The sequence below is a fragment of the Rathayibacter agropyri genome (assembly GCF_013249015.1).
Classification (GTDB): domain Bacteria; phylum Actinomycetota; class Actinomycetes; order Actinomycetales; family Microbacteriaceae; genus Rathayibacter; species Rathayibacter agropyri.
Genome location: NZ_JABRPL010000002.1, coordinates 591,450 through 615,264 on the forward strand (window position 1 = coordinate 591,450; position 23,815 = coordinate 615,264).

Genomic DNA, 23,815 nt, shown 5'->3' on the forward strand with positions numbered 1-23,815 from the left:
GCTCAGCGGAATCTCTCAAGGGCGCTTTCGGGATCGAAAAAACAATTCCAGTCGCCAAACTCCGGTATTTCGAACCAGTTTGCAGAAACATCTACTCCTTGAAATTCTCGAAGTTCCACGTCGTCAGGCTTTCCAAAGCCATCACTTGTCACGATCTCCTCTTTCGCATACCCGTCCTCACGAAACTGCATTGTGAGGTGGCCGGTTGACTGGTTACGCCGAATATGTTTGTCCTCGATTGGGCATAAATACCACGTGATTTGGCCGAGAAAAACAGATTCATCGCTGCCCATGCACGGGACTGATTCGTCTTTTGGATGGTAATAGCCGCTCCAAATGTAGCCAACATCAATAGTGCGATGCTGGTTGATTTTATGGAGCACAGCGCCGTTCGCCTGAGGGTATATCTGCAAATAGCTCACGGGTTGTCCAGCCCCATCGAGCCGTACAATACCGAACCACCTATCGCGGTCTGCGGCGTTCAACTCATATCGTGCACGCGCCTCAGCTTTGGTAATCTCTGTCGAAAAAAGGCCCCATCGCTTCTTGGGATGAGGGGGTCCCGCGCCCACTTTATCGCAGTAAATGCATTCAGGCATGGTCCTATATTACCACATATTCGTAATATTTTTCCCTGCACATCACGAATAATAACCAGAGACTCCTTCGAGGCGGCGTACTTTACCAGGTCCTTAGAAATCCCTTTATTTTGCACAGGTACTTCAAGGATTAGATCTCCGTCTAGCAGGCCGCCACCCTTATCGGAGTGTCCGGCGGTACTTGTTGAGCATCTCGTCAATGTATTGCCGTCCAGTCTCCAGGCGAATACCTGCAAACTGAGTATTTTTCCGAGACAAAATTTCTTTACCAGGTGGGGCAACCGTCATAGTGCCCGAGCCACCTCGGGACGAGTTCCGCCACGACGCCGTCACTAAGGCGCGAAGTAGAACACCGTTGGCATAGAACGCGAAGGACCTAGGGTTTCGAAGAACCCGATCGCGAACGGAATGAAACGGAGGCCTATGCAGAATACCCTTGCATGCTCAACGAAGATTCCACCGACCTCCGCATTTGCGGCGCTCAACCTGAATTTTGCATAAGCACCTTCTAAGGATTACGCTGACACAAACCTTGGCGACGCCACAACCGATTATCTACTCAGATTGTTTCGGGTCTTCTTCGACAGGCGGCGATTTATCAGCAGTTTTGCGACGTAGCACGCGGCGCCGACGATGACCACAAAAACAACGACGAGAATGACTACCGTAAGGAGGAGGTTTGCGTTTCCGAACATCAGGTTTCACTTCGACTTTCTCTCGTGGAGGAACATTTGCGCGAGATGAAGATGCGGTGAGTGGTCTCGTAGGTGCCCACCGGTGATTACCCCTCCACGTCCCATCGGGTTTCCGTTATCGGACTTCGTTAGTGAACACTAGGCACAGCGATCGGCCTCCGCAAAGGTTTCTTTTACCGGATGCACTGGAGCGGCCAGGGACTCCGCCGCTCCCGAGAGTGTGATGGCGGCCCGTCCTCCTCGGAGTAACCAGGACTCCGTCCACCCCCGGGGCCTCGTCAAAGTCGTGCTAGCTGGTGAGGAGTAGTTTCACTGGTCGTTTGTGACGACGCCCGGGAGGGGACCGGGCCGGGGTGCCGCTACGGTGACCACATGCCCGACCGCGCCCCGACGATCCGTGACGTTGCGGAGCGGGCCGGAGTGTCGTATCAGACGGTCTCGCGGGTGCTGAACGACAGCCCGCAGTTGCGACCCCACACGCGGGAGCGGGTGCTCGCTGCGATCGAGGAGCTCGGCTTCCGTCCCAGCGCCGCCGCCCGCGCACTGGCGACCAGCCGCTCCGGGCTGATCGGGATCCTCGCTGCCGAGAGCCACAGCTTCTATGGCACCGCTACTGCGATGGCCGCCATCGAGCAGGCGGCACGCGACGCCGGCTACCGCGTTCCCGTGGTCAACGCGGCACCCGATGCGGAGTCGCTCGCCGGCGGCCTCGCGCACCTGCAACGGGAGTCGGTCGAGGCGATCGTGATCCTCGCCCCGCAGGAGCGCGCGTTGGAGGCGATCGAGAGTCTCGCGATCGGCGTCCCTTTTGTGACTCTCGGGGCGACAGGGCGCGGAGCGGACTCCCTGCTCCTCGTCGACCAGGCCGCGGGCGGGCGGCTCGCGACCGAGCACCTCGTGGGCCTCGGCCACACCCGCATCGCGCACCTCGCCGGACCGCAGCACTGGGTGGAGGCGCAGGCCCGGCTCGATGGCTTCGAGACGGGGATGAGCGCGGCGGGCCTCGCGTCGGCGGCCGTGGTCGAGGGCGACTGGAGCGCCGAGTCCGGCTACCGAGAGGGCCTGCGGCTCCTGGATGAGGTCCCCGACCTGACCGCGGTCTTCGCCGGGAACGACCAGATGGCGCTCGGGCTCCTGCACGCGTGCGCCGACCGCGGAGTGAGTGTGCCCGAGGACTTGAGCGTCGTCGGCTTCGACGATGTGCCGGAGGCGGCGCACTACCAGCCGCCACTCACGACGATCCGGCAGGACTTCGCCGAGGTTGGCCGCCGCACGATCGGCGTGGTGCTGGCGGAGCTGCGCGGCGAGACGGCCGCGGTCGACCGCCCCGTTCCCCCGGTGCTGCTGGAGCGCGCGTCCACGCGGACACCGCGCAGGTGACGACGTCGATCCGTCGCGAACGGCCCGAGTGGAACGGGGCGTCCGTGACGGATCGATCACCTGTCGCGGGGTGGGTCGCGGGTAGGGGGCGGGCGGAGTTCTGCAGGGCGGTGCGGTTGCCGTCAGTAGGGCGTTTCGCCTACGCTGGGTGAGGCTTTGTGAGCGGTCACATTGCCGATTGAGGAGCATCATGGACCAGCGCAGGCCCACCCCCGCCGACGCGATCACGAGCGGCGCCACCGCTCTCGGCATCGAACTCGGCTCCACCCGGATCAAGGCGTGCCTGGTCGACGCGGCCGATCCCTCCGTCGTGCTGGCCGTCGGCAGCCACGAGTGGGAGAACCAGTTCGTCGACCGCCGCTGGACCTACTCCCTCGACGCGGTGCACGCGGGCCTCCAGGCCGCCTACGCCGACCTCGTCGCTGACGCCGAGACCCGTCACGGCGCGCGCCTCACCTCCGTCGGAGCCCTCGGCGTCTCCGCGATGATGCACGGCTACCTCCCCTTCGACGCGGACGGGTCACCGCTCGTCCCCTTCCGAACCTGGCGCAACACCAGCACCGGCCCTGCGTCGGCCGAGCTCACTGAGCTGTTCGGCGCCAACATCCCGCTGCGCTGGTCGCTCGCGCACCTGCACCAGGCGGTCCTCGACTCCGAGCCACACATCGAGCGGATCGACTTCCTCACCACCCTCGCCGGCTACGTGCACTGGCGCCTCACCGGCGAGAAGGTCCTCGGAGTCGGCGACGCCTCCGGCATGGTCCCCACCGATCCGGCGACGCGCGACTACGACCAGAGCGTGATCGACCGCTACGACGCGCGCGCGGCGGGCGCCGTGAAGCCGCTGCGCGAGCTGCTCCCGACCGTGCTGCCCGCGGGCGCCGACGCCGGCTCGCTCACCGCCGAGGGCGCGCTGCTGCTCGACCCGACCGGCTCCCTCCAGCCCGGCGCCCCGGTCTGCCCGCCCGAGGGCGACGCCGGCACCGGGATGGTCGCCACCAACTCCGTCGCGCCACGCACCGGCAACGTCAGCGCGGGCACCAGCATCTTCGCGATGGTCGTCCTCGAGGGACCGCTCACGAGCGTGCACCACGAGCTCGACCTGGTCGCAACTCCAGCCGGCGACCTCGTTGCGATGGTCCACTGCAACAACGGAGCCAGCGAGCTCGCCGGCTGGGTCGGCCTGTTCTCGCGGTTCGCCGCGGCCTCGGGCGTCCCCGCCGAGAGTGACGCCGTCTACGGCACGCTCTTCGCCGAGGCGCTCGAAGGCGAGTCGGACGCGGGCGGACTACTCGCCTACAACCATCTCGCGGGCGAGCCGATCGCCGGGCTGGTCGAGGGCCGCCCGCTGGTCGTGCGCACCCCCGACTCCCGCCTCACCCTCGCCAACTTCATGCGCGCCCAGCTGTACGGCGTGTTTGGCACGCTCACTCTGGGCATGCGCGTCCTCGCCGGCGAGGGCGTCCGGATCGACGAGATGTTCGCGCACGGCGGCATGTTCCGCACGGCCGGAGTCGCGCAGCGTTTCCTCGCCGGAGCGCTCGACGCCCCCGTGTCCGTCGCCGCGACCGCCTCCGAGGGCGGCCCGTGGGGCATGGCCGTGCTGGCCGCCTACCGCCTGCAGAGCGCAGTCGCGCTGGACGAGTACCTGACCGGTCAGGTCTTCGTTGATTCCGCCTTCGAGACCGTCGCCCCCGATCCCGACGATGTCGCGGGCTTCTCCGCCTACCTCGAGCGCTACCGCGCCGGTCTCGCCGTCGAGCAGACCGCCGTCGACACCCTCACCGACACCCAGGGAGCATCCGTATGACCGCCGAGACCGTCGGCTTCGACGCCGCCACCGAGGAGGCGATCGCCCGCGTCCGCGAGGACGTGGCGCGCCTGCACTCCGAACTCGTCCGCTACGGGTTGGTGATCTGGACCGGCGGCAACATCTCGGGCCGCGTGCCCGGCGCCGACCTGTTCGTGATCAAGCCCAGCGGCGTCTCGTACGACGACCTCGCTCCCTCGAACATGATCCTCTGCGATCTCGACGGGACCGTCGTCCCTGGCACCCCCGGCAGCGACCGCAGCCCCTCCAGCGACACCGCGGCGCACGCCTATGTGTACCGCGAGATGCCCGAGGTCGCCGGAGTCGTGCACACGCACTCCACCTACGCGACCGCCTGGGCGGCCCGCGCCGAATCGATCCCCTGCGTCATCACGGCGATGGCGGACGAGTTCGGCGGCGAGATCCCGATCGGCCCGTTCGCGATCATCGGCGACGACTCCATCGGCCGCGGCATCGTCGCGACCCTGAGCGGGCACCGCTCGCGCGCGGTCCTGATGCAGAATCACGGAGTCTTCACCATCGGCAAGGACGCGAAGGACGCTGTGAAGGCGGCCGTCATGGCCGAGGACGTCGCGCGCACCGTGCACCTCGCGCGCCAGGGCGGCGAGCTCGTCCCCATCCCGCAGGAGTCGATCGACGCCCTGTTCGACCGTTACCAGAACGTCTATGGACAGAACCCGACCGGAGCCATCGCATGACCAGCAGCCCGCGCTACAAGAGCATCATCCCGAACCTTGCCACCCGCACCGTCTGGTTCCTCACCGGCAGCCAGGACCTCTACGGCGAGGACACCCTCCGCCAGGTCGCCGAGCAGTCGCAAGCCGTCGTCGCGCAGCTGAACGAGTCGAGTTCGATCCCGGTGACCATCGAGTGGAAGCCGGTGCTGAAGAGCTCCGACGCCATCCGCCGCACGATGATCGAAGCGAACTCCGACGACTCCGTGGTGGGCGTCATCACCTGGATGCACACGTTCAGCCCCTCGAAGATGTGGATCCACGGCTTCGACGCGCTCGCCAAGCCGCTGCTGCACTTCCACACCCAGGCGAACATCGCTCTGCCGTGGCAGGACATCGACTTCGACTTCATGAACCTCAACCAGGCCGCGCACGGCGACCGCGAGCACGGCTACATCCTCAGCCGGATGAGCGTGCCCCGGAAGACGGTTGTGGGCCACGCGAGCGACACCCGCGTCACGGATTCGATCGGCATGTGGTCGCGCGCAGCGGCCGGCTGGTCGGCCTCGCAGAGCATGAAGGTCGCCCGCTTCGGCGACAACATGCGCAACGTCGCCGTGACCGAGGGCGACAAGACAGAGGCCGAGATCCGCCTCGGCGTCAGCGTCAACACCTGGGGCGTGAACGAACTCGTCGAGCGCGTCGACGCGGCCACGGCGGCGGAGATCGACGCGCTCGTCGCCGAGTACGTCGAAAGCTACGACGTCGTGCCGGAGCTGCTTCCCGGCGGCGAGCGCCACGAGTCGCTCCGCTACGGCGCCGCGGTCGAGATCGGCCTGCGCTCGTTCCTGGAGGAGGGCGGCTTCGAGGCGTTCACCGACAGCTTCGAGGACCTCGGCGGGCTGCGTCAGCTTCCCGGCCTCGCCGTGCAGCGCCTGATGGCCGACGGCTACGGCTTCGGCGGCGAGGGCGACTGGAAGACTGCCGTTCTCATCCGCATCGCCGCGGTCATGGGCGCCGGCCTCCCCGGCGGCACCAGCCTGATGGAGGACTACACCTACGACATGACGCCAGGCGAGGAACTCATCCTCGGCGCGCACATGCTCGAGGTCTCGCCGTCGCTCTCGTCACAGCGCGCCTCGCTCGAGATCCACCCTCTGGGTATCGGTGGCCGCGAGGACCCGGTGCGCCTCGTCTTCACCGCCGACGCTGGCCCCGCGGTGGTCGTTGCTTTGAGCGATGTGCGCGAGCGTTTCCGCCTCGTCGCGAACAAGGTGCAGACCGTGGAGCCGCCGCAGACACTGCCGCACCTGCCGGTCGGTCGCGCCGTGTGGCAGCCCGCGCCGGACTTCGGCACGAGCGCCGCGGCGTGGATCACTGCAGGTGCCGCGCACCACACGGTGATGACCACGCAGATCGGCATGGAGGCGTGGGAGGACTTCGCCCGCATCGCCGGCGTCGAGCTGCTGGTGATCGACGAGTCGACCACCCTGCGCGGCTTCGAGGCCGACATCCGCTCGAACGCGGCGTACTACCGGCTGTCGCAGGGGCTGTAAGGGCTGTCGGCAGGCTCCCTGCGGAGGCCGGCCGTCCGCCGTTCCCGGGGCGGGTCGGCCGTCCGGCCGTCGCCTAGATGCGCACATGACGAGCCGACCAACGGCCCGGCAAGAGACAGTTCGATCGATTGACTTTCCGCGCTTAGGCGCACGGCGAAACAGCAACGGGGCTGAGTAAGACCTACAGATCCAGCGCTTGCCCTGAGCCAGCTGCGCCACCCACCTCCTCAACTGGAAAGGGGGCGGCGAGGTTGTTGCGGATGCCGACAGCGGCTTCGGCCGCATCGTCACGGTGTGTCGGCGCGGAGTAGAGCCGATGCCCGGCACCCGCCAGCAGCCTCTCGACGGTGCTGTAGGCGGCGTCCCGGCCGCCCTCAGCACGGGAGACTCCGGCCTGGTCGAGCCGCGAGCTGCTTCTGAGTCAGCCCCCGACTCGTGCGAGCAGCTAGAAGGAGTGTGCCGATCACCGCGCTTTCCTGTGTCGTAGACGCCATAGTGTGCCACGCCCGGTGCGCAGGCCTGCACAACGAAGGCTGGGAGCCCCGAAAGGCGTCCGTGGGCCGGGATTCGGGCTCTCAGCCTTCGTTGTGCAGGCGGGCGACCGCGGAGCCGCCGCGGAGTCAGTCGCGCGCCGTCGAGAACGCCGCGTCGAAGGCGTCGGACGGCGGCGTGATCGCGTTGAGCTTCCGCACGAACGCCAGCGCCTCGGGCGCGCCGTCGAGGCGGTCCATGCCCGCGTCCTCCCACTCGACGCTGGTCGGGCCGGTGTAGCCGATCGCGTTGAGGGCGCGGAAGACCGGCTCCCACGGTACGGCGCCGTGGCCGGTGGAGACGAAGGTCCAGCCGCGGCGCGGGTTCGCCCAGGGCAGGTGCGAACCGAGGACGCCGTTGCGGCCGTCGAGATTCGTGACCGACTCCTTCACATGCACGTGGAAGATGTGGTCGGCGAAGTCGAGCACGAAGGCGACGCTGTCGAGCTGCTGCCAGACGAAGTGCGACGGGTCGAAGTTGAAGCCGAACGACGCGCGGTGGCCGATCGCCTCAAGGGTGCGCTTTGCAGTCCAGTAGTCGTAGGCGATCTCGCTCGGGTGCACCTCGAGGGCGAAGCGCACGCCCACCTCGTCGAAGACGTCGAGGATCGGATTCCAGCGGTCAGCGAAGTCCTGGTAGCCGGCGGCGACCCACTCGTCGGAGGCGGGCGGGAACATGGCCACGCCCTTCCAGATGGAGGAGCCCGAGAAGCCGTTGACCTGCGTCACGCCGAGCGCGGCGGCAAACCGGGCGGTGTCCTTGAGGTCTTGGGCGGCGCGCTGACGAACGCCCTCGGGGTTGCCGTCGCCCCAGACGCGGTCGCTGAGGATGTCGCGGTGGCGCGCGTCGATCGGGTCGTCACAGACCGCCTGGCCGGTGAGGTGGTTCGAGATCGCGAAGACCTGGAGGCCGTTCGCAGTCAGGATGTCCTTCCGGCTCTGCACGTACTCTGCGTCGTCCCAGCGCGCCACGTCGATGTGGTCGCCCCAGCAAGCGATCTCGAGGCCGTCGTAGCCCCACTCCCCCGCGAGGCGTGCCACCTCCTCGAACGGCAGGTCAGCCCACTGGCCGGTGAACAGGGTGATCGGTCGCGTCATTGCGTGTCCTCACTCGGGTCGGCGCCGCGGGTTAGCCCTGGGGATACCCGGACGGCTAATTTGAAGTTCAATGCAACATATCAGGAGCACCCTGACGGAAGGAACGATCATCCGATCGATCGATCGCGCAGGGATGCGCACCGCCACCGCCGCCCCGACCTGGGAGGACGGCCTGATCGTCGGCAGCGGCCGTGTCGGCGCGGTCGCCCACGGGCCCGCCGACTCCCTCACCGTTTCGCTCGCGCACGAGCGCTGGTTCCTCCCCGTGAATCCACGGCCGGACGCCCCCGACCTTGCGAATGTGCGGGACGAGCTCCGCCGCGCCCTGCTCGGCGGCGACTCCGACACCGCGAGCGAGTTGCTGAACCAGGCCGCCCGCGACAGCGGCTACGACGGCGGCCTGATCTGGACGGATCCGCTCGGCCTCTGCGCGACCGTCACAATCCGTACGCCCGGCGGGGTCGCCGCGATGACCCGACTCATCGATCCGCTCGGTGGCGAGGCAGCCGTGGAGTGGACCGACCTCGACGGCGGGCTGCACGCGGTGCGCCTGCTCGCCCCGCACGGCGGCGAGGGCGTGCGGGTGGCCCTGGAGTCCTCCGAGCCGACGGCCGTCACCATCGAGCTGGCGCTCGGCGCGGGCGAGGCGACCTCGTTCGACACCGGGGTGCCCGACGCCTCCGCCGTGGTGTCGGCGCGGGTCGAGGGCGGTGCGAGCGGCGTGCTCACGGCCGACGCGGGCGAGGGAGGGACCGCGCGTGCCGTCACTCGCGCGACGAGCGGAGCGACGTGGCGCGTGGTCGAGGGCGCCGCCGTCTCGGTCGTCGAGCTCGCGGGGACGCCGCAGGTGCTGCGGCTGGACGTCGGCCTCGGGGCCGCGCCCGACGCCTCCGCTGCCCTCTCGTGGGGGACACTGCGCGATCGCCAGCGCGAAGGCCACGGCCGGTTGGTCGGCACCTCGATGCTCGACCTCGACGGCGTCTCCACCGCCGAACTGACCGAGGACCTGTGGGCCGCCGCCCGCTCCGGGGACGCGGGCGCACGCCGCCGCGTGGTCGAGCTGGCCTGGCTGAGCGGGCGGGCGAACATCGTCGCCTCGACCGGGGAGCTGCCGCCGACGCTGCAGGGCGTCTGGCAGGGCACCTGGCGTCCGGCGTGGTCGGCCGACTACACGCTGAACGGCAACGTGCAGAACGGCGCGATGGCGGGGATGATCGCGACCGGGACGCCCGAGCTCGCACTCTCGCTGCTCGAACTCGTTCTCCCGCATCTCGAGGATTACCGTGACAACGCGCGGCTGGTCTACGGCGCCGAGGGGATGCTCCTGCCCTCGCGAATGTCGACGCACGGCCGCGCCGACCACTTCGTCGACGGGTATCCGCACCTGTTCTGGACCGGCTGCGGCGGCTGGGTGCTACGCCTCGCGGCGGATGTGGTCGCCACTTCCGGCGACCGCTCGATCGTCGACGATCAGCTGTGGGAACTGGCGGAGGGAGTGCTGCGCTTCGCCGAGACCGCGACCGTGCTGGTCGACCGGGTGCGGCGGATCGTCCCCTCCTACTCCCCCGAGAACACGCCCGGTGGGCAGGGGGTGCCGACGGCGGTCGACGCGACGATGGACGTGGCGATTCTCCGCGACGCCGCGCGTGCGACCGCGCTGCTCGGACGCGCCCGCGGCGACGACTCCCTCGACGCCCGCTGGACCCGTGTCCTGGCCGATCTGCCGGGGTATCGCGTGGCCGAGGACGGCACGCTCTCCGAGTGGATCGATCCGCGCTGGGGCGAACAGATTGCGCACCGCCACGCCTCGCAGCTGTATCCGCTCTGGTACGAGCTCGACGCGGCGTTCGTGCGCGACGAACGGTTGCGGGCCGCGGCCGTGGCGACGGTCGAGGCGAAGATCGCCTGGCGGGCCAAGGCTCCGACGGCACCGCCCGGGCGGATGGAGATGGCGTTCGGTCTGGTGCAGATCGGGATCGCGGCGGCGGTGCTCGGCGAGGCGGAGGCGGCGCTAGTGTGCGCGGAGTGGCTGGCGGTGGAGCACTGGTCACCGACGCTGACGACACAGCACGACGCCGGACGCATCTTCAATCTCGACGCGAGCGGCGGGCTGCCGGGCCTGGTCGCGGCGATGCTGCTCGGATCGACGGCCGACTCGCTGACCGTGCTGCCGGCGCTGCCCGCGGCCTGGCCGCGCGGCTCCGTGACCGGGCTGCGGGCCCGCGGCGGGCTGGTCGTGGACCGGCTGGAGTGGGAGCCGGGGCGGGCGCGCCTGACGGTGCGCCGGATCGCGGGGGCGGAGTGGCTGGCGCCCGCGGAGGGGACGCTGGTCGTGGGCGGGCGGGCGGCCGTGGTCCGCGCGGCGGCGGCGGCAGGGCACGTGGACGAGGTGGCGGCAGGGCGCGTGCGGTTCGGGACGGAGCCGCTGCGGCTGGTACTGGAGTGGCCAGCCTGATCGGGTCGCACGCCCGGCGCACCCGCGCACGCTGCAGTGCCGACTCGAGCGTGCGTGCGCGCCGTGACCGCGCACCGTCTACCCCGCGTCGCGCCCGTCCGCCTCCCCGCCAGCCGCGAAGCGCCGGTGCCGGAACAGCACCGCCACCACGCCCTCGATGACCGCCGCCACCAGGATCAGGATCGCGAACGGCACGAGCGACACCTCCGCGAAGCCGCCCATCACCGGCATCACCAGCCCGGCCGCCGTGAAGCTCACCGTGCCGAGGATCGCCGTGACGCTCGCCGCCTCCCGTGACGGCCCCTGCAGCGAGAGGAACTGCACGGCCGGCGCACCCAGCGAGCGTCCGGCGAGTGCGAAGGTCAGCGCCCCCACGACCACGAGCAGCGGCTGGTCGCCCAGGATCGCGATCACGAACAGCACCACGGAGCCCACCGCCGTCGCCAGAGCTGACGCCGTCATCGCCCACCGGGCGCCGAAGCGCGGAATGAGCACGCGGCCCGTCGTCTGCCCGACCGCAATCGTGATCAGCGAGGTCGCCAGAAAGAGCAGGCCGTAGCCGTCCGCGTTCACCCGGAACACGTTCGTGTAGAGGTACGGCGCCGTCGCCAGGTAGCCGAATCCCACCGACCAGCCGGCCGCCGAGGCCGCGGCGAGCGCCAGGATCCGCGGCCGGCGCAGCAGCCCGAACGAATTGCGGAGCGAGGGCATCAGCCCGCCCTGGTGCCGCTTCTCGCGCGGCAGCGTCTCGGGGAGCACCAGCAGCGCGATCACCGTGGCCACCGTCCCCCACACTGCGACGACGAGGAACGAGCCGCGCCAGTCGACCACCTTCGTCAGCTGCGCGCCGACCGAGGGCACCAGGATCGGGAACACACTCGTGATCACCGCGAGGTTCGCGAGCATCGTGACGAGCCGCTTGCCGCTGTACAGATCGCGCACGATGGCCACGACCACGACTCCGGCCGCCGTGCACGCCGCGCCCTGAATGAAGCGGGCGGGCATCAGCACCGCGGTCTCGGCCGTGCTCGCCGCGACCAGGCTCGCTGCGATGTGCAGCCCCGCCGAGATCCCGAGCGGCCAGCGCCGCCCGACCGCGTCGCTGAGCGGTCCGGAGAAGAGCTGGCCGGCCGCGAAGCCGAAGGTCGCGCCGGTGACGACGAGCTGGGCCGAGGCGGCCGAGATGTCGAGGTCGGCGCCGAGCGAGGGGAGAAAGGGCAGGACGAGGTCGATGGTCAGCGGGCCGAAGCCGACCAGCATCGCGAAGATCGGGAGGAGGATCCGCGCCGAGGGCACGGCACGCACGGCGACGGCGGCGCTCACGCGAGCCGGTCGGACATCGTCATGGGGGTCCTGTTCCTCGGATCCCGGCCAGCACAGCGGGTCATCGGGTCCTGGCCGAGTGGATCGGGAAGTAGAGCGAGAACGCTTCGTCGGCGATCTCGTGCACGGGTCGGAAGCGGATCGCGGCGGGCTGCCCGACCGTGCGGTAGCCGCGCAGCCACTGGGTCCACTGGCGCTCGTTGTCGGGGGCGAGGAGGGAGGCGGCGTCCTCAAGCGTTCCGTGCAGCGCGACCTCACGGTCGACCAGCCCGGCCAGCACGACAGCCCCCTCGACGAAGGCCACCGTGCCGGGCTCGTCCGGAATCGGCACCGTGCGCACCTCGAACGGGAACGCGAGGTCGACGCTCGTCTCCCCGCCCGGGTGCTCGATCACGAGGACGTCCTCGCCGCGGCTCACCCGCTCGGAGTCACCGGCCACCTGCGGCTCGTCGGCGATCCACTCGGGCACGCGCACCCGCACCCGCAGCGGCGCGCCCGAGAGCACGACCCGCAGGCGTGACGCGGTCGGCCGGCGGATGTCGCCCGCCTCCCCGGCGTTCGCATCGGGTCCGACGTAGCCGGCGTTGTCGAGCACCTCGACCCGCACGGCCGTCTCGGCGCCGTCGACCAGCACCCGCGTGCTCGCGTCGATGTGCTGCGCGATCGTGAGGCCGTCGCTGCCGGGGTAGAAGACCAGATCGGAGTGGCGGGTGTGCGCCTGCACAAGGGTGCCGTGGCAGCACCAGAAATCCTCGGTCGGCGTGCCCCAGTCTTTCCTCGCTCCGCCCTCCAGCGGGAGGAAGTAGGCGACCATGCCGGTGCGCGGGTGCTGCTGGGCGAGGATCCCGTTGAGCAGGGTGCGCTCGATGTAGTCGGCGTAAGCGAGATCGCCGGTCCAGCGCAGCAGCACGTCGGCCAGCCGGATCATGTTGTAGACGGTGCAGTGCTCCTGCGTCTTCTCGCCGCGGCGGGCCGCGAACTCGAACGGCGGCGTCCAGATCTCGCCCGAGGTTTGGCCGCCGGTGCAGAAGGTGCCGCGCGCGGTGACTGCCTGCCGCCAGTACTCCTCCACGATGCGGCGCCAGCGCTCGTCGCCGGTGACCTCGTAGGCCCGCGCGGCGCCAAGCACCTCCGGGATCGTGGTGTTCGCGTGCTTGTTCGTCAGAACGTCGCGCCCCTCGAGCAGCCCGTCGAAGAGCGAGCGGCGGTAGTAGCGCTCCAGCAACTCCGAGTAGACGGGATCGCCGGTGCTCGCGAGCAGGTCGGCCCAGACCTCGAGCATGCCGCCGACCTCGACCTCCATGATCCGCTGGAAGTCCTCATCGCTGAAGCCGCGCACCCACTCCAGGAGCGGCACGGTCGCGTTCCGCGCGAGCCGCAGTGCCCGCTCGTCGCCGAGGTCGCGGTGCACGTCGACGAGCCCCATCAGGAGCTTGTGCATCGCGTACTGCGGCGCCCAGATCGGCTGGCCCTCGGCGAGGCGGCGGAGAAAGCGCGGCGGGATCGCCCAGATCCAGCCGTCGCCGTTCTCCTCCTGGCAGCGCTCGAGGCCATCGAGCACCGCGTCGATCTTGACGCGGAGGAGGGCATCGCCCGTCACGGCGCTCTCGCGGGCCGCGCCCGAGAGCCAGTGGCCGAGGAAGTGGCCGCGCAGCGCGCCGCCCGGCGTCTCCCAGCCCCAGTGCCTGGTCAGGCCGCGAGCCTCGGGCGTGCCCTGGGAGGGCTTGAGGTGCCAGTCCTGCTCCACGATGCCCGCCTCCAGCAGGAAGTTTTGCAGTAGCGCATCGTCCTCGAGTGAGACGAGATAGGCGCGGTTCAGGCGTCGGCGGGAGTCGAACAGTCCGCGTTCGAGGCGGGTGCCCTGGAGGGTGGGAGGGGTCGGCATTCGGGAGCTCCTCGTCGTTGATCGAGATCGATCTCTCACTGTACTCAGGTCGAGAGAGACGATAGGAATAGAGCTATGAATCCGCCCCGGGTGATCCATGTCGTCGCCGCCGACGTCTCCGTCCTTCTCACCCAGACGGGAGACTTCCTGCCGGTCCTGGCCCACTGGGGTCCGCGGCTCGATGCGAGCGACGACGATTTGAGCGTCTACGCCACAACCCCCGTGCGCACAGGGATTGACGGGGAATCCGACGTGCCCTACGAGCCGTCGATGCTTCCCGAGCACAGCTTCGGGTGGGCCGGCTTGCCCGGTCTGCGGGTGCACCGCGGAGGTGCGGGCTGGTCTCCGCTGCTCGTCGTCACCGGGGTGTCGCTCGATGGCGAGACGGTCCCGGAGGGGGCGGTCGTGCAGACCGGAAGCGCCCTCGTCACCGTCGAAGCAAGCGATGCGGAGGCCGGAATCGCGGTGGTTCTGGAGATCGATCTCTCCGCCGCGGGACTCCTCCGCACTCGCGCGACGGTGCGCAACTCGCACGACGTAGGAACTCTCGAGATCATCGGAGTCGACCCCTCTCTGCGCATCCCGGCTGAGGCCCGCGAGATCCTGGACTTCGCGGGCCGCTGGGGCACCGAGAAGATTCCGCAGCGCCACCCCGTCGTCGTGGGCACCCACTCCCGCTCGTCGCGCCGCGGGCGTACCGGACTCGACGCGACCACCGTCATCGCCGTCGGCACCCCCGGCTTCGACGGCGGCTCCGGACGCGTCTGGCTCTGCCACGTCGGCATCGGCGGCAACCACGAGCACGCCGTCGAGCGCGGCGACTCCCACCTGGCCTTCCGCGGCGGCGAACTGCTGCTGCCGGGCGAAGTGCGCCTGGCGAGCGGAGAAAGCTACGCGTCGCCCTGGATCTACGGCAGCTTCGGCGTTGGCCTCGATGACGCGGCTGCCCGCTACCACGCCTTCCTCCGCGAGCGCTCGCGCGCCTCCCGGCGCCCGCGCCCCGTGACCCTCAACGTGTGGGAGGCCGTCTACTTCGACCAGGATCTCGCCACCCTGAGCGAGCTCGCCGACCGCGCCGCCGCCCTCGGCATGGAGCGCTACGTGCTCGATGACGGCTGGTTCCTCGGCCGCTCCGACGACCGCGCAGGGCTCGGCGACTGGACCGTCGATCCGGCGGCATGGCCGCAGGGCCTCGCTCCGCTCGCCGACCACGTGCGCGGCCTGGGCATGGAGTTCGGCCTCTGGGTCGAGCCGGAGATGATCAACGAGGACTCGGACCTCGCCCGCGCGCACCCCGACTGGATTCTGCGCACCCGCGACTCGTCGCTGCCCGCCCGCTGGCGCTTCCAGCAGGTGCTCGACCTCACCAACCCCGACGCGTTCGCGCACATCCTCGAGGCGCTCGACACGCTGATCCGCGACCTCGATGTGGCCTACCTGAAGTGGGACCACAACCGCGATCTCGTGGACGCGGGCCACCCCGCCACGGGCGCCCCGGCGGTGCACGAGCAGACCCTCGCCGTCTACCGTCTGATGGACGAGCTACGCGCGCGCCACTCGGAACTCGAGATCGAGAGCTGCGCGTCCGGCGGCGGCCGGGTCGACCTGGGGGTGCTGGAGCGCACCGACCGCGTGCACACCTCCGACAACCACGACCCGCTCGATCGCACCCGGATACTGCGCTGGACCGGCCTGCTGGTGCCGCCAGAGATGCTCGGCTCGCACGTCGCCTCCGACGTCTCATCGGTGACCGGCCGCACGAGCGATCTGCACACGCGCTGCGCGGTCGCGTTCCTCGGCCACTTCGGCGTGGAGTGGGACCTGCGCGAACTCGACGAGACCGACACGGCCGTCCTCGGTCGCTGGATCGCCGCCTACCGCGAGCACCGCGACCTGATCGCGACCGGCCGCGTCGTCGGGAGTGGGGACGTCGACCCGGACGCGCCGACCCTCCGCGGCGTCGTCGCTCTCGACGGCTCCGAGGCCCTGTACACGCTGATGACGCCCGTGCTCTCGGCCGACACCCGGAGCCGCGTCCGCCTCCCGGGCTTGCTCTCCGATGCGCGCTACCGCGTCGAGGCGGCACGGCCCGAGTCGCTCGGACCGTGGTGGCTGAGTCCGCGCTGGCTGGAGTCGACCGTCCCGCTCGACAGCGACGACGCGGCGCCCTCCTACTCCGGCAGCCTGCTGCGCGAGGCGGGTCTCGACCTGCTCGCGTTCCACCCGGACCGCGTCGTCGTCCTGCGGCTCGTCCGCGTCTCCTGATCCCCCGAATTTCCCGATCCCTCCCCGAGAATCCACAATCCCTCCCCGAGAACACTGGAGTCCTCCGTGCACAGCACCATCACCGTTGACGTCGACCGCCCCGGCGCCACCATCAGCCGCCACCTCTACGGCCACTTCGCCGAGCACCTCGGCCGGTGCATCTACGACGGCTTCTGGGTCGGCGAGGACTCGCCCGTCCCCAACGAGGGCGGGATTCGTCTCGACGTCGTCCAGGCCCTGCGCGCCCTCAACATCCCCAACCTCCGCTGGCCGGGCGGCTGCTTCGCCGACCGCTACCACTGGACCAACGGCATCGGCCCGCGCGATCAGCGCCCCGGCCTGATTAACACGCAGTGGGGCGGAGTGGCGGAGGACAACTCCTTCGGCACCCACGAGTTCATGGCCCTCTGCGAGCTGCTGGGTGCCGACGCCTACATCTCGGGCAACATCGGCTCGGGCACGGTGCAGGAGATGGCCGACTGGGCCGAGTACCTGACCGGAGCCGGGAGGTCGCCGATGGCGGACCTGCGTCGATCGCACGGCCGCGAGGAGCCGTGGACCGTTCGCTTCTGGGGGCTCGGCAATGAGACCTGGGGCTGCGGTGGCAACATGCGTTCCGGCGCCTACGCCGACCTCGCCCGCCAATTCGGGACCTTCGTGCAGAGCGGCAACGACACTCCGCTCTACCGCGTGGCGGCCGGAGCAGACGGTGCCGACACGCACTGGACGCAGACGCTGATGGAGGTGATCCCCGAGATCGAGGGGCACCCGTTCTCCTCCGTGCCGTGGGAGTCGGTCTCGGTGCACTACTACACGATTGGCGGCTCCTGGCATGCGAAGGGCAGCGCCACGGACTTCGACGCGGACACTTACTGGAGCACGATCGTCGCCGCGCAGGGCATCGAGGAGCTGCTCCGCTCGCACGCCGCGGTGATGGACGTGCACGACCCCGAGAAGAAGTACGGGATGGTGCTGGACGAGTGGGGCACCTGGTGGGATGTGGAGCCGGGCACGCACCCGGGGTTCCTGTTCCAGCAGAACACGATCCGCGACGCGATGGTCGCGGCCTGGCACTTCGACGTCTTCCACGGCTTCGCCGACCGGTTGACGATGGCGAACATCGCGCAGACGGTGAACGTGTTGCAGGCGATGCTCCTCACCGACCCGGACGGCGGCGAGATGGTCCGCACCCCGACCTACCACGTCTTCGAGATGAACAAGGGGCACCACGACGCGACCGTGCTGCCGACCACCGTCGCCGGGCCGACCCACGCGGTCGACGGCCGCGACGTCCCCGTCTCCTCCGCCTCCGCCTCCGCCAAGGACGGGCGCGTGCTCGTCTCGCTGACCAACGTCGACCTCGACGAACCGCTCGACATCGCGCTCGACATCCGCGGCGGCACCGTGACCGGAGCGACCGGCCGCCTCCTCACCGCCGACCGGCCCGACGCTCACAACCGCCCGGGCGCCAGCGACGAGGTGAGCCCGGTGGCCCTAGACGGCCTCGAGACCACCGCGACCGGCCTGCGCGTGACGCTCCCGCCGCACTCCTTCGCAACCGTGACGCTGGAGCTCGCATGATCGCCGCGCGCTGAGGGCGCCCGGCGCCCGCCTGCCTGCTGCGGGTCGTCTCACGGCCGCCCCGCCCCCGCCGCGCCCCGCCCGAGCGTCGAGAGTCTAAAAGTTGTCGCACTCGGCGCCGAGTGCGACAACTTTTAGACTCTCGCGGCGGCGCGCGCAGCGCCCCCGCTCACGGGCGCGTGAGCGACCACGGGGTGCGCAGCGCACGCTCCGAGAGCACCCGGCGCTCGCCCACGACAGCAACACTCGCCGTCACGGCCGCGTCCGCCGCCGAGGCACCAGCAATCAGCCGCAGCGGCCCCGGATCCACGGCCAGCGCCCCGTCCTCCCCCGTCACCGCGAGCCGGGCCGCCTCGACGTCAAAGTGCACGGTCAGCGCCTCCCCCGCCGCGATCGGCACGCGCGCGTAGCCGATCAACTGCACCGCCGGCCGCACGACCGCCGAGGTAGGGTAGGCGGCGTAGAGCTGCACCACCTCCACCGAGTCGGCGCCGTCATTCCGGAGCGACACCGCGGCGTCCAATGACCCGCCGACGGGCAGCACGGAAGCTGCGTCGAGCCCGGTGTACGTCACAGCGCCGCGAGTCAGTCCGAAGCCGAAGGGATACAGCGGAGTGTTGTCGAGCGCCGTGATCCCGGGATTCGCAAGCCCGAGCGACGGCTGCACGTAGGTCGTCGAGGCCGCCGGATACCGCGGCACCTGCACAGGCAAGCGCCCGGTCGGCGACACGCGACCCGAGAGCACGCCGGCGACCGCGGCCGCCCCGTCCGCTCCGGGGAAGAACGCCTGGACTACTCCTCGCGCCGCTCCGAAAGCCCCGAGCGCGTAGGGCCGGCCCGAGAGGACGACCAGCACCGTGGGCACGCCGGTCGCGAGCACCGCCGTCACCAGCTCCTCCTGCGCTCCGGGGAGGCGGAGGTCGGCCGCGTCGCAGCCCTCCCCCGAGGTGCCGTCGCCGAAGAGCCCGGCGATGTCGCCGACGACGACGACCGCCGCGTCGGAGCCGCGGACCACAGTCACCGCCTCCTGCACGCCGTCGAGGGAGGCCGAGGTGATCGAGCCGCCCGTCGCGAAGCGCACCCGCGATGCGCCGAACTCGTCGCGCAGCGCCGTCAGCACCGTCGGGATCGACAGCCCGAGGTCGTGCCCAGGGTGCTTGGCGAGCACATGGTTCGGGAAGGCGTAGCAGCCGACGAGGCTGCGGAACTGGTCCGCCGCGGGTCCGACTACCGCCAGAGTCCCCTCAGCAAGCAACCCGCGCACGTCCTCGTCGCGCAACAACACGACCGACTCCTCCGCGATCCGCAGCGAGATCGCGCGGTTGCGCGCGCTGTCGAGGTCGACCGACTCGGCCCCCTCTGGCACGGGCGGATCGCCGTCGAGCAGTCCCGCCTCGAACTTCTGACGCAGGTGCCGCTCAACGGAGCGGTCGAGGTCACGCTCGTCGACCACCCCTTCGCGGATCAACCGCGGCAACGAGCCGTAGGACGCGGTCTGCGGCAGCTCGACGTCCACGCCCGCGTGCAGCGCCAGACGCCCCGCGTCGGCCGCGTCCACGGCGACGTGGTGCATCGCCTGGAGGAACGGCACGGCCCAGTAGTCGGCGACGACCGTCCCCTCGAAGCCCCAGCGCTCACGCAAAAGCGTTGTCAGCAGGTGCCGGTTGGCACTGCTCGGCACGCCGTCGATGTCGGTGTACGAGGTCATCACACTGCGCGCTCCCCCGTGGCGCAGCGCGGCCTCGAACGGAGGCAGCACCGTGTCGGCGAGTTCGCGCGGCCCCATGCTCACGGGCGCGTGGTTGCGCGCGCCGCGGGAGGCGGCATACCCCGCGAAGTGCTTCAGGGTGGCGATGATGCCGGCTCCCTCCAGCCCCGCCACATACGCGGTGCCGAGCTGAGACACGAGGTACGGATCCTCGCCGAGGGTCTCCTCGACGCGGCCCCAGCGGTAGTCCTTCACCACGTCGACGACGGGCGCGAGCCCCTGGTGGATGCCGAGGGCACGCATGTCCGAGCCGATCGCCTCCGCCATCTCACCCACGAGCTCCTCGTGGAAGGTGGCCGCCCAGGCGAGCGGAGTGGGGAACGCGGTCGCACCGTACGCGGCGAGGCCGGTCAGGCACTCCTCGTGGGCGAGGGCCGGAATGCCGAGGCGGCTCCCGGCGACGACGCGCTCCTGCACCTCGCGGAGGCGGCGCACCCCCTCGGCGACGGTCACCGGCTCGGTGCCGAACACGCGGGTCAGCTGGCCGAGGCCGCCGGTGAACGGGTCATCGGCTGCCGCGGGTCCGCCGTCGAGCTTGGGAGCGAAGTCGGCGGCGGAGTCGGTGAGCCAGACCGAGCCCAGCTGCGCCGCCTTCTCTTCGAGGGTCAGTTCCATGGTCAGGAGGCGGGCGCGCTCGGCCGGGGGCAGAGCGCGGTCCCGCCAGTCCTGCCCGGGAGGACGATCCAAGTCCGTCCCGGGCAGTGCTGGAGAAGCGTCGTGCATCAGCCCTTGAACGCCCCGTCCATAATTCCCGACACCATCCGGCGGCCGACGAAGAAGAACGCGATCAGCAGCGGGAGGGTGGCCATGAACGATCCGCCCATCGCCAGGGCGACATCGACCGAGCGGTTAGCCTGCAACTGCTTCAGCGCAATCTGCACCGTGAACAACTCCGGCGACTTCAGCACGATAAAGGGCCACATGAAGTCATTCCAGACCCCGGTGAAGGTGATCAGCCCGAGCACGAACGCCGCCGGCCGGACCACGGGGAACGCGATCCGCCAGAACAGCTGCCACGAGTTCGTACCGTCAATGCGGGCGGCCTGTATCAGCTCGTCACTGACCGTCGTGGACATGTGCTGGCGCATCCAGAAGATGCCAAAGGCGCTGGCCAGACCCGGAACAATGATCGCCTGGAGGGTGTCGACCCAGTCGAGCGCCGAGACGATCAGGTACTGCGGGATAATGCTCAGCTGAGCCGGCACCGTCATCGTCAGCAGCACGATCAGGAACAGCACATTGCGGCCAGGGAACTGCAGCTTGGCGAAGGCGAACCCGGCCATCGCGCAGAGGATCGCCGAGAGGACGGAGATGCTCAACGAGACGATCAGGCTGTTCAGCATCGAGGCGATGAACGGGACCGTGTCGAACACCTTCTCGGCGATCGCCATGAAATTCGTGCCCGGGTACAGGCGCGGCGGGATCGACGTGACCGCCGTCGCTCCCACCGACGCGACCACGAACATGTAGTAGAGCGGGAACACTGAGACGAGCACCGCGATCGCAAGGAACACGTAGGTCGGCCAGCCGACTCCGCCGCCCTTGCCGCGGCGCTTCGGCAGCGTCTGGGGCGTGTCTCCTGTCGCCACCGCGCGGGCCTGCGGGAGGGCCTGATCGATCACATCCGACATCAGACGGCCGCCTTTCTCGTGCGAGTGGACAGATAGAAGTTGAGGAGGGAAACGAGGACCACGATCACGAACAGCACGACACCGATGGCGGAGCCGTAGCCGAACTTGAACTGGCCGAAGCCCTGCTCGTAGAGGAAGAGCGCCAGTGTCTGGCACTGCCGACCGGCGCCGCAGGTGAGACCCGATTCGGGAGCCACCAGGAGCGCCTCCGTGAAGATCTGGAGACCGCCGATCGTGGACATAATCACGGTGAAGACGATGATCGGGCGCAGCGCCGGAATGGTGAGATGGCGGAACTGCTGCCAGCTCGACGCTCCGTCGACCGACGCGGCCTCGAACATCTCGCGGGGCAGCGATTGCAGGCCCGCCAAATAGAGCAGCGTGTTGTAGCCGAACCAGCGCCAAAAGACCATCGTCGAGATGACGATCCACGAGCCGTAGTTCGTGGCGAGGAAGTTGATCGACGGCAGCCCGAAGATGCCGAGGAACCAGTTGATCAGACCGAAGTTCTTGTCGAAGATCTGCGCGAAGACGATCGCGGTCGCGGCGACGGAGGTGATGTACGGCACCAGGAGCGCCATCCGGAAGAAGTTCGCCCAGCGCAGCCGCGCGTGATTCAGCATGTGCGCCAGAAAGAGAGCGAAGAGGAGCTGCGGCACCGTCGAGATGATGAAGATGCCAAAGGTGTTGACCAGGGCATTCCAGAACCGGGAGTCGGCGAAAAGCTGCTGGAAGTTCGCGATGCCGACGAAGGTCTGCTCGCCGATCGGGTTCCAGTCGAAGAGAGAGACGTAGAACGTGAACAGGAGCGGGAAGAGCCCGAACACGATGAAGATGATGAAGAAGGGCGCGACGTACGCGTAGGGGGCGATCCGCTCCGAGAGGGAATTGCGGATCCGCGCGGCCTTCCGAACCGGCGCGCTGGGCTGCTTGCGCTGCCTGGGGGGTAGTGCGGCTGTCGCCGTTGACACGGGGAGTACCTCCGTCGAAGGGGAGAGGGCCCGGCGCGCAGGGCGCCGGGCCGCTCGGGTGGGTGCGACGATCAGCCGCCGATGGCCTGCTTGGCCGTGTCGAGGGCGGTCGACCACGCCGCATCGGAGGTGACGTTGCCCGCCTCCAGTTCAACGAGAGTGTTCAGGAGAGCGCCGTTGATCGGAGTCGTGTCTGGCCCGTTATAGAAGGACGGGAACTGCTCGACGGAGGTCGCCATGACCTCACCGATCTTCGAGTCGCCGAAGAACGGGTCGGTGTACGACTGGACCTCGTCGCTCGCGACCGCCTCGGTCGCGGCGGGCAGGGTGCCCGAAACCTTGAAGTGGTCGGTCTGACCCTCGGCCGACATCATCGTCTTGATGTACTGCCAGGCGGCCTCGGGGTGCTCCGCGCGGGCGGGAATGGCGATGACGCTGCCGCCCCAGTTGCCGCCGATGCCGGGAACGCTGGTCACGCGCCAGTTGCCCGCAGTCCCGGGGGCGTCGGTCTTGATGCCCGAAAGGATCCATGAGGGAGCGATGGTGACAGCGAAGGCACCGTTGGCACGACCCGGAGCCCAGCCCGAGGACCACGCGGCGATGCCGGCGCTAATCCCGGCGTCCTTCGTGTCCACGGCGATCTGGAACGCGTCCTTCACCTGCGGGTTGGTGTCGTACACCAGTTCGCCGTCGGGCGAGTAGTACTTCTCGGAGACCTGGTTGACGGTCGAGAAGAAGACGCTGGTTTCGATGTTGTCCACGAAGGGCTTGCCAGTCGCAGCGGTGTACTTCTTGCCGGTCTCGATGAAGGACGGCCAGTCCTTCCAGAGGTTCGCAACCTCGGCCGGGTCGGTCGGCAGGCCAGCCTGCTCGAAGAGGTCGGCGCGGTACGCAAAGCCCAATCCGCCGACATCGGTCGGGATGCCCACGACGGAGCCGTCGTCGGCGGTTGCCGCGGAGGCGGCCCACGGAAGGTACGCGGACGCGACGTCGTCGCCACCGAGGGTGCGCAGGTCAAGGAAGTTGGAGCTGTTGGCGACGAACTGGGGCAGGTCGTCGTTCTGGATCATGACCAGGTCCGGCACCTTGCCGCCGGCGAGGGCGGCGGTGAGGGCCGTGGCGGTCTCGGTCGTGCTGCCGACCTCCGAGAGCTTGATCTTCGCATCAGGCACCTTCGCGAGGTACTCATCGACGCTGTCCTTCGCTTTGATGCCGGTGAAGGACCAGAAGGTGGCTTCAGCGTTCGGGTCGTCCGAGGCGCCTCCTCCCCCTCCGGATGAGCACCCGGTCAGGGTAAGTGCGACTACTGCTGCTGCGGCTACGGCCGTCAGGCTTCTTTTCACGACAATTCCTCTTCGTTGGGGATTCGCGGGTGTCGGGTGAGGGCGAGCCTCAGAGAACGATCTCTTGGCCGCCACCGTAACCCGGAGGCGAGCCCGATGCAAGCGACAATCGGTCTCCGCCAGATAACGATCTCCGCCTAGTATTCAAGGGAACTTTCGCAAAATGAACGGCTGAGAGGCGCGGCACGTGCACCGCGTGCAACTCTGGAGATCGCACCCCCGCGAGCCTG

At 69.2% G+C, this 23,815-nt stretch carries 15 protein-coding genes; 7 read left to right on the forward strand and 8 right to left on the reverse strand.

Going from position 1 to position 23,815, the window contains the following annotated elements; translation table 11 throughout:
* Positions 1–2: 2 nt before the first annotated feature.
* Positions 3–599, reverse strand: coding sequence for a hypothetical protein (locus tag HRF29_RS08420; protein ID WP_173247463.1), 597 nt, complete (start codon positions 597–599; stop codon positions 3–5).
* Between the two features lie 1,067 nt (positions 600–1,666).
* Here HRF29_RS08420 and HRF29_RS08425 point away from each other — a divergent pair.
* The 4 genes from HRF29_RS08425 (at position 1,667) to araA (ending at position 6,735) form a co-directional block, all read left to right on the forward strand.
* Positions 1,667–2,674 carry a LacI family DNA-binding transcriptional regulator gene (locus tag HRF29_RS08425; RefSeq protein ID WP_173247465.1) on the forward strand — a complete coding sequence of 336 codons (1,008 nt, stop codon included), beginning with the start codon at positions 1,667–1,669 and terminating at the stop codon, positions 2,672–2,674.
* Positions 2,675–2,864: 190 nt separating this feature from the next.
* Entirely contained in the window at positions 2,865–4,484 is a 1,620-nt protein-coding gene (locus tag HRF29_RS08430; protein WP_173247468.1) for a xylulokinase, read from the forward strand.
* Positions 4,481–5,203 carry an L-ribulose-5-phosphate 4-epimerase gene (locus HRF29_RS08435; protein WP_173247471.1) on the forward strand — a complete coding sequence of 241 codons (723 nt, stop codon included), beginning with the start codon at positions 4,481–4,483 and terminating at the stop codon, positions 5,201–5,203. The genes HRF29_RS08430 and HRF29_RS08435 overlap by 4 nt, the downstream gene beginning before the upstream one ends.
* Entirely contained in the window at positions 5,200–6,735 is a 1,536-nt protein-coding gene (gene araA, locus HRF29_RS08440; RefSeq protein WP_173247474.1) for an L-arabinose isomerase, read from the forward strand. Before HRF29_RS08435 ends, araA begins: the two co-directional genes overlap by 4 nt.
* Before the next feature lie 620 nt (positions 6,736–7,355).
* Here araA and HRF29_RS08445 read toward each other — a convergent pair.
* Positions 7,356–8,363 carry a sugar phosphate isomerase/epimerase family protein gene (locus HRF29_RS08445; protein WP_173247477.1) on the reverse strand — a complete coding sequence of 336 codons (1,008 nt, stop codon included), beginning with the start codon at positions 8,361–8,363 and terminating at the stop codon, positions 7,356–7,358.
* A gap of 133 nt (positions 8,364–8,496) precedes the next feature.
* Here HRF29_RS08445 and HRF29_RS08450 point away from each other — a divergent pair, with 133 nt between their 5' ends.
* Positions 8,497–10,818, forward strand: coding sequence for a glycosyl hydrolase family 95 catalytic domain-containing protein (locus HRF29_RS08450; RefSeq protein WP_173247480.1), 2,322 nt, complete (start codon positions 8,497–8,499; stop codon positions 10,816–10,818).
* A gap of 78 nt (positions 10,819–10,896) precedes the next feature.
* Here the strand turns inward: HRF29_RS08450 and HRF29_RS08455 are convergent, their stop codons facing one another.
* Together HRF29_RS08455 and HRF29_RS08460 are read right to left on the reverse strand one after the other, a co-directional pair.
* A complete protein-coding gene (locus HRF29_RS08455) occupies positions 10,897–12,141 on the reverse strand; it encodes an MFS transporter (protein ID WP_173247483.1) in 1,245 nt (414 codons plus the stop codon).
* Positions 12,142–12,202: 61 nt separating this feature from the next.
* Positions 12,203–14,026: a beta-L-arabinofuranosidase domain-containing protein gene (locus tag HRF29_RS08460; protein ID WP_173247485.1), complete on the reverse strand. Its 1,824-nt coding sequence runs from the start codon at positions 14,024–14,026 to the stop codon at positions 12,203–12,205.
* A gap of 75 nt (positions 14,027–14,101) precedes the next feature.
* Between HRF29_RS08460 and HRF29_RS08465 the strand changes: the two genes are divergently transcribed.
* Together HRF29_RS08465 and HRF29_RS08470 are read left to right on the forward strand one after the other, a co-directional pair.
* On the forward strand, positions 14,102–16,291 hold the full coding sequence (locus tag HRF29_RS08465) for an alpha-galactosidase (RefSeq protein WP_173247489.1): 2,190 nt from the start codon (positions 14,102–14,104) through the stop codon (positions 16,289–16,291).
* A 66-nt stretch (positions 16,292–16,357) separates the two neighbouring features.
* The gene (locus HRF29_RS08470) at positions 16,358–17,872 is read left to right on the forward strand and encodes an alpha-N-arabinofuranosidase (RefSeq protein WP_343043695.1); all 1,515 of its coding nucleotides are present in this window, start codon (positions 16,358–16,360) and stop codon (positions 17,870–17,872) included.
* 169 nt (positions 17,873–18,041) lie between these two features.
* Here the strand turns inward: HRF29_RS08470 and HRF29_RS08475 are convergent, their stop codons facing one another.
* The 4 genes from HRF29_RS08475 to HRF29_RS08490 all read right to left on the reverse strand — a co-directional run bounded on the left by HRF29_RS08475 (position 18,042) and on the right by HRF29_RS08490 (position 23,585).
* Positions 18,042–20,255 carry a beta-glucosidase gene (locus HRF29_RS08475; RefSeq protein WP_222929620.1) on the reverse strand — a complete coding sequence of 738 codons (2,214 nt, stop codon included), beginning with the start codon at positions 20,253–20,255 and terminating at the stop codon, positions 18,042–18,044.
* Positions 20,256–20,362: 107 nt separating this feature from the next.
* Complete coding sequence (locus HRF29_RS08480) at positions 20,363–21,271, reverse strand: carbohydrate ABC transporter permease (protein ID WP_173247495.1); 909 nt, start codon at positions 21,269–21,271, stop codon at positions 20,363–20,365.
* Positions 21,271–22,242, reverse strand: a complete 972-nt coding sequence (locus HRF29_RS14925) for an ABC transporter permease subunit (RefSeq protein WP_173247498.1) — start codon at positions 22,240–22,242, stop codon at positions 21,271–21,273. Before HRF29_RS14925 ends, HRF29_RS08480 begins: the two co-directional genes overlap by 1 nt.
* A 71-nt stretch (positions 22,243–22,313) precedes the next feature.
* On the reverse strand, positions 22,314–23,585 hold the full coding sequence (locus HRF29_RS08490) for an extracellular solute-binding protein (RefSeq protein WP_173247501.1): 1,272 nt from the start codon (positions 23,583–23,585) through the stop codon (positions 22,314–22,316).
* Between the last annotated feature and the right edge of the window lie 230 nt (positions 23,586–23,815).